Below are 18657 nucleotides of genomic sequence, written 5' to 3'. Positions count from 1 at the left end.
TAATTCGTTTCCACCACCTTTGTGGTCAAGGATGGTGGAAACAAGATCTAGGACACAGGAGAACTCGCGTAGCCCTCAGTTTTGAGAATTGTCGCCAAAGCTTCGTTATCTAGGCGGCTTGTGACCTCAACGACATGTGCCTCAAGATCAAAGGTCAGGATAGCCGCGGAATCTGCGGCGGTGACAGCTTTTTTGATCGCCGCGGTGCAGTGGCCGCAAGTCATATTTGGAACGGTGAATTTGCTCATGGGTTTTCCTTTTGCTGGTTTTGGGTAAACGTGGGGGTTCCCACGTGGGAAGGTCAAGCCTCATAATTTGCGTAAATATCCCTTTGACCCTACCTTCATCGTGGTCGGCAGTCGCACTCGAAATAATCGAGGTATACAGGTTGAATTGTTCAATGCGAATGTGTTGACTGTGGGGGTGCGGCAGAGGCGTCCCGTTGGATAGCGGATTACCCGATGCGCACACGCGTGCGACGATATTCTGGCCGCTGGGGCCACTCAGATCGTTACGACGAATACAATATTTCACCCCAGCTACGAAATTTCCAAAGCGTCGTTGTTGGCGGAGGCCACGAGAACAACAGGCTCGCGAATATGGTAGATTCATTCCCTTTCTAAACCACAGAAGGGCGCCCCGAAAGACAAACAGAAATCCGGTTAGGAATATTCACATGATGAAACACACCAAAGGACAAGACTCACAGTCCGCTGAGGTGGCGGAAAAGGATATGGTTCCCAAGAATTTTTCCGGAACAATCTATACCTGCCCGATGCATCCGGAAGTCCGTCAGACCAAATCCGGTTCTTGTCCGATCTGCGGCATGGGATTGGAGATTGAATCTGCCACGTTGACCGACGATGGTCCGAACCCTGAGTTGATCGACTTCACGCGCAGGTTCTGGGTCGGCGCTGTGCTGACAATACCGTTGCTGATCCTGACCATGTCGCCGTTTGTTGGTGCTGGTTGGATTCGGGAGATATTCGGCGAACGCGCCACTTTGTGGATCGAATTCGTTCTGGCTACACCAGTGATCCTCTGGTCTGGCTGGCCGTTCTTCACCCGTGGATGGACCTCATTTCGGACAATGAAACTGAACATGTTCAGTCTTATCGCAATGGGCATTTCGGCGGCCTATGGTTTCAGTGTAGTTGCCGTTTTGGCACCGAGCATTTTCCCCGACGGGTTTCGCAGTGCGGATGGCCATGTCGGCGTGTATTTCGAGGCCGCGGCCGTAATTGTGACGCTCGTGTTACTGGGTCAAGTGATGGAACTGCGCGCCCGTGAAGGCACGGGAAAGGCGATACGAGCGCTGCTTGATATGGCCGCCAAAACGGCCCGCGTGATCCGTCCCGATGGCACTGAGGAAGAAGTGGCTTTGGAGGATGTGCTTGTCGGCGATCACCTGCGCGTCGTTCCCGGCGACAAGGTGCCTGTGGATGGCACTGTCGTCGAAGGACACTCCTCCATAGATGAAAGTATGATTTCGGGTGAGCCGGTTCCTGTTGAAAAAGTCGCAGGCGACATGGTCACTGGCGCCACAATCAACGGCACGGGTTCTCTGGTGATCGCGGCGACACGCGTTGGCGCCGACACCATGCTAAGTCAGATCGTCGAGATGGTGGCAAGCGCCCAACGTTCGCGCGCACCAATCCAGAAATATGCGGATACGGTTGCCGGATACTTCGTCCCAGCGGTGATCCTCGCCGCGATTTTGGCCTTTTTCGGTTGGGCGTTTTGGGGACCAGATCCAGCCCTTTCCTATGGGTTGATCTCGGCCGTGGCCGTGCTGATCATTGCTTGTCCCTGTGCCCTTGGCCTTGCGACGCCCATGTCCATCATGACCGCCACGGGGCGCGGCGCACAGGCGGGCGTACTGATTAAAAACGCCGAGGCGCTGGAGCGGTTCGAAAAGGTCGACACGCTGATTGTGGACAAAACCGGCACCCTCACGGAAGGCAAACCACGTCTTGTCGCGGTCCTGCCAGAACCGGGGCATGACGAGGCCGAGGTGTTGCGACTTGCGGCGTCGCTGGAGCGCGGTTCTGAACATCCTTTGGCCGAAGCTATTGTGCGCGGTGCGGAAGACCGTGATGTTGCCATGGTTAAAGCTGAAGACTTCGAAGCGATCACGGGCAAGGGCGTCAAAGGGGTGGTCGACGGCAAGGCGGTGGCGCTTGGAAATCTTGCCCTGATCACCGACATGGGGCTGAAAGCCGACGCCTTGATTGCCAAGGCGGACGCACGTCGCGACGAAGGTGAAACTGTAATGTTCGTCGTCTTGGGTAATGAAATTGCAGGGTTGGTCAGTGTGGCGGATCCGGTCAAAGAGACGACACCTGCTGCGTTAAAAGCCCTTCATGAATTGGGTTTTCGGATCATCATGGCCACTGGAGACAACGAACGTACGGCAAAAGCGGTCGCTGCCCGTTTGGGTATCGACGAAATTCGCGCGGATGTTTTGCCCGAGGATAAGGCGCGGATCATTCGCGAGTTACAAGCCGAAGGCCGCAAGGTTGCGATGGCGGGTGATGGCGTGAATGATGCGCCCGCATTGGCGCAGGCCGACGTTGGTATTGCGATGGGGACGGGGGCCGATGTGGCAATCGAAAGTGCGGGCTTCACGCTGGTCAAAGGTAACCTTGACGGTATCGTGCGCGCGCGCCGTCTGTCGCATGCAACGATGCGCAACATTCGCCAAAACCTGTTCTTTGCGATGATCTACAACGCGGCGGGTGTGCCGGTAGCGGCGGGTATCTTGTTCCCCTTCCTAGGAATTTTGATCAGCCCGATGTTTGCCGCCTTTGCAATGTCAGCCTCGTCAATCTCCGTAGTCGCGAATGCGCTTCGACTGCGCCGGTTAAAATTTTGATGGAAACCAACCGATGAACCGCATGATCTACATCTTTGCTACGGCCTTTGCCCTAATCGGCGTAGCCGAAATCTTCTATTTCTTTTTCTGGGGAGTTTATCTGTTCCCTGGGGGGAGTCTGGCCGCTAAGGCCGTCTGGGTCGCCTCTTGCGGGATCGCGATGGGGGCGGCAATTGGCGCGGCAACTTTGTTGTTGGTCGAGGGCCGCACATCGGGCAAGGCTGCAATACTGACGGGGGCGGCCATAGTAACCACTGTTGGCAGTTATTGCGCATGGCTTTGTAGCCGCGTCGATGCGAAATTCGAGTATTTCGGTGGGCCGGAAAACGGGACACTCTTCATCTTGTCGGGCGTCATACCAGCCATCGCTGGTGGCCTGCTTTATGGCTGGTGGCTCTATGGCAGGGAGCAAGGGATTGGTCATACACTTTGAACGATCCCCACCCCCCTCTTGAGGCAGGTTTTGTCCTGTGGTGGCGCACATGGAGGACGATGGGACGCATGATTAAGGCGATAGATGCATCAGAGATGGGGCTTCTTAGCGTGTCGCTAACGACAAAAACTTAGAAAGGAGAAAGTGAATGAATGGTTTTGGAATGGGCTTTGGCGGCCTGTGGATGATCTTAGTACTGGTTCTTGCCGTCTTGGCGATAGCCGCGCTGCTCAAATATCTGCGCAAGTAAAACAAGTTGCCGCAGCTTCTGGCGGGTATTGGAAACTCCAGCCTTACCCAAAAGTCTAAGTGTGATCAGGGCTGTCTTCGATGCGGCCACTGGTTCTGTGGCCATGTGTAATAATCAACGTGATTTTTGTTGTAATATTGATTTGGCGGGACCAAGCAAGCAAACCAAAATAGAGGCAGATGTATGACACATTCACACCGCGATGACGATTTAAAAAAGGGCTCCATCAGCTTGGGTGGGGCGGTTGGCATGGGGACGGGCGTTATGATCGGTGCTGGCATTTTTGCGCTGACCGGCCAAATCGCCCAGCTGGCGGGACCGTATTTTGCCCTGTCTTTCGTGCTCGGTGCAATCGTTACGTCCTTCAGCGCTTACAGTTACATCAAGATGTCTAACGCTTGGCCGTCCTCTGGAGGGATAGCAATGATCTTGCAGAAGGCCTATGGTCCCGGTGCCATTGCCGCCGGTGCCGCGCTTTTGATGGCTCTATCGATGGTGATCTCCGAAAGCCTTGTGGCACGGACATTCGCCACATATGTCTTGCGGCCCTTCGATATTGCAGGCGGCCCGCTGGTGCCGATATTGGCGGTCGGGGTCATCCTGTTCGCATTTCTTGTTAACATTTCGGGCAACCGGACGGTCGGCCTCCTTTCGATAGTTATGGCCGTCATTAAAATCGGCGGTATTGCGCTGTTTGGAATAGTTGCCTTGTGGTCTGGTGGCTTCAGTTTTCCAGAAACGAGCAGCAGTGCAGGAGGGTTTAGTGCCACCGGATTTGTCGCCTCCGTAGCGCTGTCGATCCTCGCATTTAAGGGGTTTACCACGATCACCAATAGCGGTTCAGAAATCACCACCCCCCATCGCAATGTGGGGCGCACTATCATGATCTCGATTGCAATCTGTGTCGTGATCTATCTTTTGGTGGCCTTTGCCGTTGGATCAAACCTTACCATTGAACAGATCGTTGCAGCAAAAGACTATTCGCTGGCAGAGGCGGCCTCGCCTGCATTGGGGCAATTGGGGTTCTATTTCACGGTTGTTTTGGCGGCGGTGGCCACAGCATCTGGCGTAATGGCGAGCGTTTTTGCGGTCTCGCGGATGTTGGCAATGCTGACGGACATGAAGATGATACCACATAGCCACTTCGGAATGTCCGGCTCTATCCAAAGCCATACGTTGGTCTACACTGTGGTCCTCGCTTCTACGCTGGCGGTGTTTTTTGATCTGGGCCGGATTGCTTCACTTGGAGCATTTTTCTACCTCGTCATGGACATGTTGGTGCATTGGGGTGTGTTCCGAAGCGTGCGAAAAGAAATTGGTGCGAGCGCGGTAATCTTGTTATGTGCACTTTCGTTTGACGCCATTGTTCTCGTCGCGTTCACAATGATGAAGTTGGCGTCGGATCCATTGATCGTGCTTTTTGCCGCAATCGGTATCACTACAGTCTTTGTCTTTGAGCGCATCTATCTGTCACGTTGGACCGCTCCACAAGCCGAAGGCGGACACTAGCGTGCACCCTAGATAAACCGGTTGGCACGCCGTGGTTCGCCCTTGCAGATTAGGAGCCTTAGCTCCATTTCCGCGCGGGAACTGCTCAAATCTTAAGACAGACGGGCAACTACAATCCGATGAATCGCACACTCGGCATTCGTTTTATCGTTTGCACATCATTTTCATAAATTGCTGTGAGTTCTTCGACATAAGCGTCGTCCCACCCAGGCAGGTCGATTTCGGTTTCTATTTCATCGGGTTTCGCGAATTTATCTAGGAAGGCGGCGATAATGCGACCCTTTTGCACATCGTTTTGGGGGGGGTGCGCCTCGAGATATCCCAAAAACCGCTTCATCCCTTCGGGCGACATGATTTCTTCAACAAGGTCGTATTCTCCGTCAAAGGAATAGCCGTCCTCAATCCCTGACAGCGCCGAGAGAATGTGGGACCAAATTAGGGGGGTGTCTTCGTTGCACCAAACCGTCACCGGCGCGTGGGGGTAGGTGTCGGTAATCGCTTGAATGACGGTCGACCATCGCAGGGCCTTTGGGTCGCTCCCCGCAAGGTAATCGAGGTAGTCCATTTTCGGGGTGCGCAAACAGAGTTCGGGAATAAGAACGGCCGGATTGCAAATTCCTAAATGGAATTCCAGATCATAGCCGTGAAACAAGTTGCTATAGCTTGTAATTTTGTCTGTTATTTGCGGATAGAAATTCGGGCCATCAAACACGCGCGGAGCGACGCAAATGAAGTTTTCGTTGGACAAAACCAGACGGTCAGCATGATCTACTTCGAGAATGGTATCCAAAAGGGCTTCTTGGGTTTCGACGCTCGCACGTGCCCCCCCAAGGGCCGCGATGGTTTTGCGAATAAGGTTGCGATAGCGTCCCGGTCCAGGAACCACAACTCCACGTCCAGATAAATACCCTTTGTTCTTAAGTAAGCCTTTAAGAAGTTTGTCATTATCGGTTGAGTGTGCTCCCAAATGGAAAGCAATCTGCATGCGTTTCGCCCCTATGCGTCTTGGGGCCGCGTTGCGCGGCACCTTTGAAGGTAATATACGTGGTTTTCTGGACAGGCAAACCGCTTTCCTTTAGCAGTTCCGCGATGAGAGAAAAAATGAACCCCACCATAGTTGACAAACCCCTATTCTCGCGTGGTTTAGCACGGTTGCGACCAAATGTTTGGTCGCTGGGGGCCGTGCTCATTGCGGCTCTTGTGTTGGCCCCGATTGTGTCTGTTATCTGGATAGCCTTTCATCCGGTTGAAAACATTTGGCCGCATCTTTTGGCCACCACGTTGCCGCGCTATTTTGCCAATACCCTGATTTTGATGTTGTCCGTGGGCACGCTAAGTGCGGCGGTAGGAATGGGGGCGGCATGGCTTACCACCATGTATATTTTTCCAGGGGTGCGATGGTTTCAATGGCTTCTGCTGCTGCCCTTGGCGATCCCTGCTTATTTGGGCGCCTATGGTTTGGTTGATTTCTTGGAGTATGCCGGGCCCGTGCAAACGGGATTGCGCAATATCATGGGCTATAGCAATCGTCTGGATTACTGGTTTCCGGAAATTCGGTCGATGTATATGGCCGTTATTGTCCTTACGGCAGCCCTATGCCCCTATGTTTTCCTCCTGTCACGGGCTGCATTGCGCGAACAATCTGGCGGCAGTTACGAGGTGGCGCGGGCATTGGGGGCAGGGCCGTTTAAACGGTTTTGGCGCGTTGGTGTTCCGTTGGCGCGTCCTGCTATTGCGGCAGGTGTGGCTATTGTAATGATGGAAACCGCTAGCGATTTTGGCACGGTCGAGTTTTTTGCGGTCCAAACCCTGACGACCGGGATTTTCAATACGTGGCTTGAGAGCAATAACGCTGGTGGCGCGGCCCAGATCGCGGGCGTTGTGCTGTTACTTGTTCTCGTATTGGTTGCGCTTGAACGGGTAGGGCGCAAGAACAGCCGGTACCACAATACCGCCCGCCAATCCCGTGCAATTATTGCCATTCCGCTGACGGGCGTGCGGGCATGGATCGCCAGTTTCCTGTGTTTCATTCCCTTCGCCGTTGGGTTTCTTTTGCCCGCTAGTGTGCTCACCTATCATGCGCTCACAAATCTTGAGGCGTGGCAGAACCGCGGCTTGATCGAAGCTCTGGGGAATACATTGCTCGTGGGGATTTCCGCAGCCTTTCTCACCGTTTCTGCAGCGCTATTCCTCGTTTATGGCGTGCGGTTGACAGGGCAAAAACTCCCCCGCTTGCTCCTGCCCGTCACAACCTTGGGATATGCCGCACCAGGAGCTGTTTTGGCCGTCGGCGTGCTAATCCCGATGGCGGCGATGGACCACTTCATTGCCGATTGGGCTGAGGCCGTTTTCGACCGGAATATCGGTCTGTTGATGACAGGTACCGGATTTGCGATCATTTTCGCCTATTGTGTCCGGTTTTTCGCAATTGCACAGGGAGCCACAGACGCCGCTATCGGCCGTGTCGCCCCCAGTTTGCCCCTTGCGGCCCGCTCTCTCGGCAAAACCGCAGGCGGTACTCTATGGCACGTTTATTTCCCCCTTATTCGCGGCTCTGTCGGAACAGCCCTCCTGTTGGTTTTCGTCGATTGCGTCAAAGAACTCCCCGCCACGCTCCTCTTGCGCCCCTTTAATTTCAACACCCTCGCAACTCGCGTTTACGACCAAGCAAGCCTTGAGAATCTGTCTGACGCAGCCCCCGCCGCAATTCTGGTCATCCTCGTCGGATTGACCGCCGTCCTCCTCCTTGCGCGCACACACAGACAGAGCCATTGAGAGATGAATATGATGAATTTCAGCAAGAAATCCCGTTCCAGCAAAACTTTCTTCATTTTCGCAAAAATCCTCCTTGCATCCCCCATCCGAGGTTGCTAAATCACCGCCACAGTGCCCCTATAGCTCAGCTGGTAGAGCAACTGATTTGTAATCAGTAGGTCCGCGGTTCGAGTCCGTGTGGGGGCACCATTTTCCAGTTTATTAAAGTCCAGTGACATCCGATTGAAGCTTGTTTATAAGGGTTTCTAACGATTTGTTGTCCTATCCCGTCCAATCGTGTGCGGCTGTATCCTGCCTAAAAGGGGGGTACTTTGGGGGTAGGGGTAGATTTAGGAAAATTGGATACCCCCAGCATGGCGCTTACAGATGTAAAGATAAAGAATCTAAAGCCTAGAGCGAAATCTTATAAAGTAAGCGACTTTGATGGTTTGTTTGTTGCTGTTCAGCCAAGCGGCTCTAGGCTCTTTCGATTTAAGTATCGGTTGGATGGGAAAGAGGGGCTGCTTTCATTCGGTAAATATCCCGATGTTTCGTTGTTGCAAGCAAGGCAAAAGAGAGACGATGCACGAAAGCTAGTTGCGGCTGGAATTAATCCAAGCTTGGCACGACAAGAAGGTAATGTGCTTCGACAGCAGGAAAACGCGAATACCTTTGAAAAGATAGCTGCACTCTATTTGGCCAAGATCACGATAGAAGGCCGAGCGCCCGCCACTTTGAAAAAAGTATCGTCCTTTATCGCCATCGCGAACAAGGATTTCGGGCGCTTACCGATCAATGATATTTCATCAGCAATCGTTCTGAAGACCCTGAAAAAGAGTGAAGCCAAAGAACTCTACGAAACCGCGCATCGCATTCGATCCACTGTCGGCGCGGTGTTTCGCTATGCTATCGCGAACGGGTTGGCCGAAAACGATCCAACGTTTGCATTACGCGATGCGCTTATTAGGCAAAAAACCAAATCACGCGCTGCAATAACAGACAAAGATGCACTTGTTGGATTGCTGCGAGCAATCTCAGGTTATAATGGGCAAAACACCACACGTTTAGGATTGGAATTGCTGGCAATCGTCACAACGCGCCCCGGAGAATTACGCTTAGCTGAATGGGCAGAATTCGATTTTGAAGCGAATGTCTGGAAAATTCCAGCCGAGCGCATGAAAATGCGCATTGAACATGCCGTGCCGTTGCCAAGACAGGCGATTAAATTATTGTTGGAATTGAAAGAAGAGACAGGTCATGGGCGGTTGCTTTTCCCATCTACCCGTTCATTTCATCGCCCCATCAGTGAAAACACCTTGAACGCCGCATTGCGCCGAATGGACTATACTGGCGAAGAAATGACTTCGCATGGATTTAGGGCAACATTTTCGACTTTAGCCAATGAAAGCGGCCTTTGGCACCCCGACGCAATCGAACGTGCTTTGGCACATGTCGAACGAAACGAGGTGCGTCGTGCTTATGCACGTGGGGCGTTTTGGGAGGAGCGTGTGAAGATGTCAGAATGGTGGGCGGAGTTTTTGGACGACTTGCGAGCAGGATAGAAGTCTGCGACGTTACCTGCAGGTCTAGAAATGCCGCCATGGTCTGTTACTCAAGCGTTTGAATTCTGGCAGATATTGCGAGATGCAAAAACGGTACTTCCGGCCCAAACCCGCCGCTCAGAACAGTTTCAAATGCTGCGGTGCAGCCCACCGAAGCGGACATTGACACGTTGCCGCAGCATTATTAGGTCGCTAGGTCTGCTAAGCGGACAAAACCGACGTTCGCTGCGTGAGCATCAATGTCGGCTTTTTTAAGTCCTATGTCCCCAACATAGAATTAAAATTTTAATTGTTTAAAATGACGTCTACGCGCTGTGATGCTCTTAACAAGTGCATGACATCTTGACTGACCTCAGGTCGGATGAAATGTTATTTAGTACAAGTTACGAAGTGTCTGAAAATTTTGCTTAGGATGAAACGTTGCCAGTAACAATTCCAACCCAGTCAGATCAAGTCGGGTCAATCCAGATATTCGGGCGCGTTGCCGCACCAGATTTCCCAGAGTGGATAATGCGTCATGCTTTCAAGCTGGGGTTGCGTGAATTTAGCGCATCTTTGCATGCCGATTGTCTTAACGTACGCGCGACTGGGCAGCACGAAATGCTAAACGCGCTGGCGTTGGCGTGTAGCTTGGGACCTCAGTCTGCACTTGTTGCGCACGTGGATTTCAAATCGACGGGTCAAGACGTTCATATTGACTAAATTTTGACCAAAATTGAATTTTTGATCAAAAAAGTAACTTTAATCCAGAATTCTGATTGATTGCTCTGCGCTCCAGGGCGTACCTTCATCTTGGGGAAATTTGGGATGAGGTGTGTTTTGACTTGGGTGGCTATCGCGCTGAGCGCGGATTTGCAGCGTGCAATGAGCATGCCGTGTTGTCTTAACGGAAACGATTTGGCCATTTGGCGTGGTGCATCGGGACAGGCATTTGTTTGGGGTGATCGCTGTCCACATCGTGGCATGCGCCTGTCACAGGGTTTTGTGCGTGGCGAAAAGTTGTCATGCATTTATCATGGCTGGCAGTATGGCAGCGATGGCGGGTGCGTTTCCATTCCAGCACATCCCAATCTTGTGCCCCCAAAAAGCATTTGCGCCAAAACCTATCAGTGCGCCGAGGCAGATGGTTTGATTTGGGCCACATTGACCGAAACCACCGATGCCCCGCCACCTGTTCACTTGTCAACGCCCGTGCGCACACTTCACATCGACAGCGCTATTGGTGACGTGGCAACCTATTTCGGGTCACCTGATGCCACACTCATTCATTTGGACACTCCCCGTCCGATCACTCTCGCTCTGCACCCTGTCAACGATACCAGCACTGCAATCCATGCTTTGACCTGCGATCCTGACGGCCGCAAAGAGGTTTCGCGCTGGCTGGAGATCCAACGCGCAAACATCGAAAGGGCTGCGGCATGACCAGTAACGCTGTAAATTATTGGTATCCCGTCGCTATGTGCTCTGGCATCCATGCACCGCGTGATACGTTGTTGTTGGATGAAGCGATCACTTTGGGTCGGGATGGATCAAGCTACTGGGTGCGCGATGCGTCCGGTAAATCCTTGCCCACTGTTGTGCGTTACGGCCATCTTTGGACCAGTCTTGGACAACCAGATCGCGACCTGTTTACGATACCCGAAGCCGAAGCTCCGGGCAGACGCCTTGTCGATTGTGGGTCCATCAAAGTGAAATGTTCGCCCTTGCGGGCCGTAGAAAATTTCCTTGATATCGCACATTTCCCTTTTGTTCATACCGATGTGCTTGGCGCGGAACCCCATACCGAGGTCGCACGTTACGACGTTGAGATCCGTGAAGACGTCGATGAAGTTTGGGCAACCCGTGTCAAATTTTACCAGCCACAAGCCGCGCAATCGGCCGATGGCGGGATCACCACAGATTACATGTATAGGGTCGCAGCCCCAACGGTTGCCGTGCTTTATAAGACCTGCCCACCGCGCCCCGGCGAATGGGATGTCATCACCCTTTTTGTCCAACCATTGAATGAAGAATGGTGCGAGGTTTGGCCATGGATGGCGCTTTATGATGACACGACATTGCACGCAGAATTGGTGAGTTTTCAACAAATGATCTTCATGCAGGACCGTTCAATTTTGGAAAATCAAATCCCACGCAAGCTGCCGCTTGACCCTGGAATGGAGGCACCAACACAGGCAGATATGACTTCGATCGCCTATCGCCGCTGGCTGAAGAAAATCGGATATACATACGGCGCACAGGTGGTCGCAGCATGATCCTTTACGACTATATACTCAGTGCAAGTTGCTACAAAGTCCGGCTGATGGCTGCACTTGTGAACGTACCGCTGACATTGAAAGCGGTTAATTTTCACCCAAAGAAAGATCACAAATCAGATACGATGCTTGCGTTGAACCCCGCAGGCACACTGCCAATACTCGTTGATGGCGAACACATCATGTCACAATCTACACAGATGCTCCGGCATTTGGCGACGCAGGCGGACAGCGGATGGCTGGGGACAAATGCCGATGCAGAATGGCTCAACTTCGCAGATCAATTGAACGCCAGCCTCGGTATGGCACGATTGCACGACATTTTATCTTATGATGTCGATATCGAGAAGGCACGCCGAGATGGGGTGACACAGCTACGTAAACTTGAGGAACACCTAAGCGAAATACGATTTGACGGTATGGCGTACCTAACAGGTGCATGTCCAACCATCGCTGACATTGCCTGCTTTCCAAACACCGCCCTTGCACCTGATGGCGGCGTAAGCCTTGATCCTTATCCAACGATCCGCCTGTGGATGCGTGCGATCCGCTCTTTGCCAGGGTTTATCGAAATGCCCGGCATCCATCGGCTTCACGAATTGGCCCCAGATCCGGCGTTACCTGCATGACAACGACCCTTTTGAAATCTTGCGAAGCGATCGTGACTTCAGCAGCAGAGCCGGTTTTGTGGCGCCACGATCTGCTCATCGAAGCTGGAGCGATCAAGGCCATTGGACCTGATCTGTCGCGCAACTTATCCGATGATTGCAAGGTCATCGACGCTTCTGGAATGTTCATCTATCCTGGTTTGGTCAACACGCACCACCATTTCTTTCAGTGCTTCGTGCGCAACCGGGCTGAATTAGATTGGACCCGCTATTCTGTTATTGAATGGCTTGATCGTATTTATCCGATCTTTTCGAAACTGACAGAAGATTGCTTTTACCACAGTTCAGTGGTGGCGATGGCCGAGTTGATCAAACATGGATGTACAACGGCCTTTGACCACCAGTATTGCTTCCCACGCCATGCTGGCAGCCATATCATCGACCGTCAGTTTGAAGCCGCAGAACTGATGGGTATTCGTTTTCATGCTGGTCGAGGCGGTAATACGCTGCCCAAGTCCGAGGGCAGCACCATCCCAGATGAAATGCTGGAAACCACAGATGGATTTATCGGCGATTGCGAACGGTTGATTGACAGTTACCACGATGCGGGCCCGCTTTCGATGCGTCAAGTCGCGGTAGCACCCTGCCAGCCCGTCAATTGCTACAAAGAAACATTTGTTGAATCTGTGCGTCTTGCACGGGACAAAGGTGTGATCCTGCACAGTCACGTGGGCGAAGGCGAAAGCCCGATCATCGAACAGATCCATGGCAAACGTTCGGTAGAATATTGCGAAGACATCGGTTTCGCGGGACCAGATACATTTTACGCCCACGGATGGGAGCTGACGCGCGCCGAACTTGCGCGCATGGCGGCGTCCGGCACAGGCGTTTCCCACTGTCCTGAACCCGTCTATCTGGTTGGCGCAGAGGTCACGGATATCCCAGCGATGGATGCGCTTGGCGTGCGCATCGGCCTTGGGGTTGATGGAGCTGCCTCAAACGACAATTCCAATCTGATGCACTGCGTCCATTCGGCTTATATGTTGCAATGTTTGGCGGCCTCGGGTCGTGAAGATCCTGTGCCAACGCCGGCGCGGTTCCTAAACTATGCGACCGAGGGCGGTGCCTCTCTTTTAGGGCGCTCGGACATCGGGGCATTGCGCGTTGGAATGGCTGCAGATCTGTTCGCAATTGATACCCGCAAGCTCGATTATGTTGGGACACGTCACGATCCAATCAGTTTAATTGCCAAGGTTGGCATCGGCGCTGTTGTTGATCTGACGATGATTAATGGACAGGTTGTTTGGGCCAATGGTTACTTTCCACATCTTGACGAAATGGCGCTTTTTCATGCTGCCGAACAAACGCTGCACACAATTTTACCGCAACACCAAACAGGGGAACTCTAATGTCACATAATGTACAACGCCGCACCTTTCTAAAGGGCACACTTGCTGCAACTACCGCGATTGCGCTGCCTATGAAGGCAATGGCGCAGGATGTGTTGAAAATGGGGGTCGTGCTGCCCTCTCCCGCGGCTGATGTGGGCTGGTCCCACACGCTGATAGAAGGCGTAAATGCCGTAAAAGAAGCTTATGGCGACCAAATCGAGCTTACCATTCTGGAAAACATCGCGGAAGGTCCAGATGCCGACCGCATCGCAAACAGTCTTGTTGCTGAAGGCAACAAAGTGCTGCTTTTGGGGTCGTTCGGCTACCAGAACGGCGGCATCCAGATTGCCAAGCGCAACGCTGATGTGTCGATCATCCATGCGTCTGGCTATCTGACCGAACCAAATTTCTCACCTTTCACCGCCAAATACTGGCAGGGCACGTATTTGATGGGCATGGCCGCTGCATCGCTTACAAAAAGCAAAAAGCTGGGCTGTGTGGGCGCGTTTGCGATCCCAGAGCTAATCACCTCGATCAACGCTTTCATGTTGGGCGCACGTTCTGTTGATCCTGAAATCGAGATGAGCGTTGTTTGGGTGAATTCTTGGTTCGATCCAGCGGCAGAGCAAAACGCCGCTAAGGCCTTGATGGCCCAAGGCGTCGATGTTGTCTTTTCCAACGCCCAAGACACACCGTCCGTGATTGCGGTTGCTGAAGAGGCAGGCGCTTATTCCTTCAACCTGAACTCATCCATGGCAAAATATGCGCCATCGAAATATCTTGGCGTTGTTGGAACCGATTGGGGCCCGCACTTCAAACGGCTTGTTGATGGCCATTTGGCTGGTTCGTTTGAAGGCAATAATTTCTGGCTCGGGATGGACGATGATGTCGTCTATACTGCTGACTGGAACGCAGATATTCCTGCCGACGTTGTAGCGCAAATCGAGGCGAAACAGGTTGAGATTGCAGCAGACACATTCACTGTCTTCCAGGGACCACTTGTTGATCAGGACGGCACAGAACGCTATGCTGAAGGTGTTGCAATGACCGACGGTGAAATCCTTAGCATGGATTGGCATGTCGCAGGCGTCACAACGCCACTTCCTTCATGAGCGATCACTCGCCTGCACTTTTGACACTCAACGATGTGTCAAAGCGGTACGGGACAGTGCAGGCAAACAAAGGCATCGACCTCGCGGTACGCGCAGGGTCGATCCATGCGGTGTTGGGTGAGAACGGGGCGGGTAAATCCACCCTGATGAAGATGGTTTACGGCGTCGAAAAACCCGACAGCGGCATAATTCATTGGAACGGAACACCGGTACATCTGAACAAACCGTCCGACGCGCAAGCGTTGGGGATAGGCATGGTGTTCCAGCACTTCTCGTTGTTTGAAACACTTAGCGTTGTGCAAAATGTCTCGCTTTTGGTGCCTGGAAAACAGGCTGAACTGGCGGATAAGATCACGGCATTCGGCAATCAATTCGGGCTGCATGTGGATCCCGATGCGATGGTGCATCAACTATCGGTGGGTGAACGGCAACGGGTCGAAATCATCCGCTGTTTGCTGTTAGATCCCAAATTGTTGATCTTGGATGAGCCTACGTCAGTTCTGCCGCCGCAAAGCGTCGCTATGTTATTTGAAACATTGCGCAGCCTTCAGGCCAAAGGCATGGCAATCCTTTTCATCTCTCACAAACTCGATGAAATCAGAGAACTGTGCGACGAGGCAACCGTTTTGCGGCGCGGCGAAGTGACGGGACGTGTCGACCCACGCACGCATTCAGCAGCCGATCTGGCCAAGCTGATGATTGGGCGCGAAATACCGAAACTGACGAAACATAACAACACGGCAGCCGGTGATGTCGCGCTGCAACTGCGTGGTTTGGAGCATCCTTCGAAAACCCGTTTTGGAACCTCATTGAAATCGCTTGATCTGGACTTGAGAAGCGGCCAAATCATTGGAATTGCAGGCATATCAGGGAACGGTCAACAAGAACTGGCCGCCTTGATTTCGGGTGAGGCGCTCTGTGCCAAGGCAGATATGATCACGATTTTGGACCAGCCTGCTGGACGGCTTGGGCCATCGCAACGGCGTGCGCTTGGATTTTCGTTCGTACCCGAAGAGCGATTGGGGCGCGGTGCCGTGCCTGAAATGTCGCTGGCTGACAACAGCCTGCTGACGGCTCACCGCCAGGGAATGCTGCAAAACGGTTTCATCAAGCGTAAGGTGGAACGGTTGTTTACCGATGCTTGCATCGCCGATTTTGACGTGCGCACCCCTTCTCCTGAAACTGAGGCAGGCGCGCTGTCTGGTGGCAATTTACAGAAATTTATTCTTGGTCGCGAGATCATGCTCGCACCCAAAGTCATGTTGGTGTCCCAACCCACTTGGGGTGTTGATATCGGTGCTGCAACCGCGATCCGGCGGCGCCTGCTTGAAATGCGTGACCAAGGGGCGGCGATTCTTGTTATCTCGGAAGAGCTGGAAGAACTGTTCCAAATTTGTGATATCCTACATGTCCTTAGCGAGGGGCAATTGTCCGAACCATTAGATGCTGCAACAACAACGGCCCAAGACATCGGTGCCTATATGATCGGGGCGACTGAATGACGATCCAACTCGTGCGCCGCGACACAGCATCACGCGCGGCGATGGTATCGGCACCAATTTTAGCTTTGGTACTAACCTGCCTGACCAGCCTAGTTCTATTTGCACTGCTGGGAAAACCCGCCGGAACTGCACTTTATGCCTTGCTGCTGAAGCCATTCTTAAGCTGGTACAGTTTTACCGAAATCCTTTTGAAAACCGCGCCTTTGATGCTGATCGCACAAGGGTTGGCTATCGGGTTTCGCGCCAATGTCTTTAACATCGGGGCCGAGGGGCAGTTTATTGTCGGAGCCATCTGCGCCTCTGCGTTTCCTGTGTTCTTTCCGGATGGTGCATTTCCGCTGATGTTGCCCGCGATGATCATCGCAGGTGCCATCGGCGGCATGGCCTATGGGTGCATCGCCGCAGGGCTAAGAACGCGCTTTGGGGCCTCAGAAATTCTGGTGACTTTGATGCTAAGCCTCATAGCAGCGCAGATTTTGAATTATCTGCTGTTGGGACCTTGGAAGGATCCACAAGGTTTCAATTTCCCGCAAACCGTCATGTTCCCCGACAACGCGATGCTGCCGCTTTTGTTTGAAGGGACGCGCACGAATATCTCACTGCTTTTCGCGTTGATAGCCAGTGTTCTAGCCCATTTAATGATGCAACATCATTTCAGTGGATACCAACTGCGCACTTCGGGGCTTGCGACGCGAGCAGCACTTTATGCGGGTTTTAATGGGAACAAAATGATCTGGATCAGCCTTGCTTTGGGCGGAATGGCCGCTGGCATTGCAGGCGCGAGCGAGGTCTCAGGACCTTTAGGACAGCTGCAACGCTCTGTCTCATCCGGTTACGGCTACGCGGCGATTATCGTAGCCTATATGGGCGGGTTAAGGCCCATAGGTATCGTTGTCTCAAGCTTCCTTATCTCGGTCGTCTATATCGGTGGGGATAGCGCAACAGTAACAGCGGGTTTGCCGGTCGCTGCGGTTGAGGTGTTCCAAGGATTATTGCTCGCCTTTTACCTCCTGACTTTCACGCTGATCCGTTTCCGAGTTGAATTTACCCCGTCGCAATCGCGAGGCAACACATGAGTATCGTCGCGTTTTTACTTGCAGGCACTTTGGCTGCCGCATTGCCTCTTTTGCTTGCGGCGCTGGGTGAAATGGTTGTTGAGCGCACAGGTTTACTAAACCTCGGCCTAGAAGGCATGATGGCCATCGGAGCTGCCGTTGCGTTTATTTGTGTTTTTGAAAGCGATTCACATCTGCTGGGCTTTGCAGCGGCCGCTTGCGCAGGCGCGCTGTTGTCGATGGTCTTTGCTGGGTTGGTGTTGACAGTGAAAGCCAACCAAGTCGCGGCGGGTCTTGCTATCAGTATTCTTGGGTTAGGATTATCAGCTCTTTTCGGGAAATCCTATGAAAGCCTCACGATTACTGGCCTACCTAAACTGCCCATGCCCATTCTGTCAGAAATTCCCGTACTTGGCCCAACACTGTTCACCCAAGACATCGTGGTTTGGCTCACCATTCTTGGCGCAATTGCAATGTGGTATGTGCTGAACCGTACAAAGGCCGGGCTTATTGTGACGGCGATCGGAGAAAACAGCGATGCTGCGCGCACAATTGGATATCCCGTCACAAGCATTCGCTGCGCTGCCGTTGCCTTTGGTGGGGCAATGTGTGGGTTGGCTGGGGCCTATGCTGCGACGGTCTACACGCCTTTATGGGCCGAGGGCATGATCGCAGGTCGCGGCTGGATCGCGCTTGCTTTGGTTGTCTTTGGGACCTGGAAAACAGGGCGGATCGCATTCGGTGCGGTTTTGTTCGGGCTGCTGTCGTTGGGCGAGTTAACAGCGCAAGCCGCAGGGGTTGGGCTACCTTCTCAACTGCTCTCAAGCTTGCCTTATATCGCAACAATCTTGATGCTTGTCGTCATCTCGAAACGAAGCAGAACATCCATATAAGAAACGCTTAGCTCTGCGTTTAATTTCTTGTTCGGATCGCGCGGGCTCACAACTAAATTTTAGCGCTGCGTCATTTGGGTGGGCCCGCTGTTTGCAGCTCAAGACTGAGATCGACGAATGCATAGCTATGCTTCCCAGAAGCGGACATTCGTCCCACTGCAGCATTTGACACATTGGGCTCTTTGCCGACATTCGCTGCGTTTGCATCCATTGGCAACCCTGGCATTGCCGCTAACGGCCCAAAGCCGACCTCCACGACCTACTCAAGATGCTGCGGCGCAGCCCGTCATTGCAGACATTCGTGCAAAGTGCAGCATTTTGACGGGCTGAACGTTGATTGGTCGGACTTTTCAGACCTTCGCGTAGTTCAGGCCGACTAGCGTTTTCGGCCCAAAACAGACACTAGAATGAACGCCAAACGTGCCAGCGAGCGCAACACTAAGACCTCGAGAACGAGG

The 18657-nt window shown here is 52.9% G+C and carries 15 protein-coding genes and 1 tRNA gene; 14 read left to right on the top strand and 2 right to left on the bottom strand.

From position 1 onward, the window contains the following. Nucleotides 1-47 precede the first annotated feature (47 nt). Nucleotides 48-248 carry a heavy-metal-associated domain-containing protein gene (locus AB9F27_RS14000; RefSeq protein ID WP_335586237.1) on the bottom strand — a complete coding sequence of 67 codons (201 nt, stop codon included), beginning with the start codon at nt 246-248 and terminating at the stop codon, nt 48-50. Between the two features lie 485 nt (nt 249-733). Here AB9F27_RS14000 and AB9F27_RS13995 point away from each other — a divergent pair, with 485 nt between their 5' ends. The 3 genes from AB9F27_RS13995 (at nt 734) to AB9F27_RS13985 (ending at nt 5067) form a co-directional block, all read left to right on the top strand. Further along, the gene (locus AB9F27_RS13995; protein ID WP_369757887.1) at nt 734-2875 is read left to right on the top strand and encodes a copper-translocating P-type ATPase; all 2142 of its coding nucleotides are present in this window, start codon (nt 734-736) and stop codon (nt 2873-2875) included. Between the two features lie 13 nt (nt 2876-2888). Then, on the top strand, nt 2889-3308 hold the full coding sequence (locus AB9F27_RS13990; protein ID WP_335586236.1) for a hypothetical protein: 420 nt from the start codon (nt 2889-2891) through the stop codon (nt 3306-3308). A 433-nt stretch (nt 3309-3741) separates the two neighbouring features. After that, on the top strand, nt 3742-5067 hold the full coding sequence (locus AB9F27_RS13985; RefSeq protein WP_335586235.1) for an APC family permease: 1326 nt from the start codon (nt 3742-3744) through the stop codon (nt 5065-5067). A gap of 109 nt (nt 5068-5176) precedes the next feature. Here AB9F27_RS13985 and AB9F27_RS13980 read toward each other — a convergent pair whose 3' ends face one another. Continuing rightward, nucleotides 5177-6052 (bottom strand): hypothetical protein, encoded by an 876-nt coding sequence (locus AB9F27_RS13980; protein ID WP_335586234.1) that lies wholly within the window; start codon nt 6050-6052, stop codon nt 5177-5179. 116 nt (nt 6053-6168) lie between these two features. Between AB9F27_RS13980 and AB9F27_RS13975 the strand changes: the two genes are divergently transcribed. The 11 genes from AB9F27_RS13975 (at nt 6169) to AB9F27_RS13925 (ending at nt 18199) form a co-directional block, all read left to right on the top strand. Continuing rightward, complete coding sequence (locus tag AB9F27_RS13975; RefSeq protein WP_369757883.1) at nt 6169-7842, top strand: ABC transporter permease; 1674 nt, start codon at nt 6169-6171, stop codon at nt 7840-7842. A gap of 113 nt (nt 7843-7955) precedes the next feature. Further along, a tRNA-Thr gene (locus AB9F27_RS13970) sits at nt 7956-8031 on the top strand. A gap of 164 nt (nt 8032-8195) precedes the next feature. After that, nucleotides 8196-9383 (top strand): tyrosine-type recombinase/integrase, encoded by a 1188-nt coding sequence (locus tag AB9F27_RS13965; protein ID WP_369757882.1) that lies wholly within the window; start codon nt 8196-8198, stop codon nt 9381-9383. Nucleotides 9384-10190: 807 nt separating this feature from the next. Further along, on the top strand, nt 10191-10805 hold the full coding sequence (locus AB9F27_RS13960) for a Rieske 2Fe-2S domain-containing protein (protein WP_369757881.1): 615 nt from the start codon (nt 10191-10193) through the stop codon (nt 10803-10805). Continuing rightward, nucleotides 10802-11638 (top strand): aromatic ring-hydroxylating dioxygenase subunit alpha, encoded by an 837-nt coding sequence (locus tag AB9F27_RS13955; RefSeq protein ID WP_369757880.1) that lies wholly within the window; start codon nt 10802-10804, stop codon nt 11636-11638. Before AB9F27_RS13960 ends, AB9F27_RS13955 begins: the two co-directional genes overlap by 4 nt. After that, the gene (locus AB9F27_RS13950; protein WP_369757879.1) at nt 11635-12267 is read left to right on the top strand and encodes a glutathione S-transferase family protein; all 633 of its coding nucleotides are present in this window, start codon (nt 11635-11637) and stop codon (nt 12265-12267) included. Before AB9F27_RS13955 ends, AB9F27_RS13950 begins: the two co-directional genes overlap by 4 nt. Further along, nucleotides 12264-13655: an amidohydrolase gene (locus tag AB9F27_RS13945; RefSeq protein WP_369757878.1), complete on the top strand. Its 1392-nt coding sequence runs from the start codon at nt 12264-12266 to the stop codon at nt 13653-13655. Before AB9F27_RS13950 ends, AB9F27_RS13945 begins: the two co-directional genes overlap by 4 nt. Beyond that, nucleotides 13655-14749 (top strand): BMP family ABC transporter substrate-binding protein, encoded by a 1095-nt coding sequence (locus AB9F27_RS13940; protein WP_369757877.1) that lies wholly within the window; start codon nt 13655-13657, stop codon nt 14747-14749. The genes AB9F27_RS13945 and AB9F27_RS13940 overlap by 1 nt, the downstream gene beginning before the upstream one ends. After that, nucleotides 14746-16251, top strand: coding sequence for an ABC transporter ATP-binding protein (locus tag AB9F27_RS13935; protein WP_369757876.1), 1506 nt, complete (start codon nt 14746-14748; stop codon nt 16249-16251). The genes AB9F27_RS13940 and AB9F27_RS13935 overlap by 4 nt, the downstream gene beginning before the upstream one ends. Continuing rightward, nucleotides 16248-17327 (top strand): ABC transporter permease, encoded by a 1080-nt coding sequence (locus AB9F27_RS13930; RefSeq protein WP_369757875.1) that lies wholly within the window; start codon nt 16248-16250, stop codon nt 17325-17327. The genes AB9F27_RS13935 and AB9F27_RS13930 overlap by 4 nt, the downstream gene beginning before the upstream one ends. After that, nucleotides 17324-18199, top strand: coding sequence for an ABC transporter permease (locus AB9F27_RS13925; protein ID WP_369757874.1), 876 nt, complete (start codon nt 17324-17326; stop codon nt 18197-18199). Before AB9F27_RS13930 ends, AB9F27_RS13925 begins: the two co-directional genes overlap by 4 nt. Nucleotides 18200-18657 lie beyond the last annotated feature (458 nt).

Source organism: Falsihalocynthiibacter sp. CO-5D18, from assembly GCF_041205445.1.
Classification (GTDB): domain Bacteria; phylum Pseudomonadota; class Alphaproteobacteria; order Rhodobacterales; family Rhodobacteraceae; genus Falsihalocynthiibacter; species Falsihalocynthiibacter arcticus.
The sequence above is the reverse complement of the archived record's forward strand: the minus strand, read 5'-3'. Positions and strand labels throughout refer to the sequence as shown.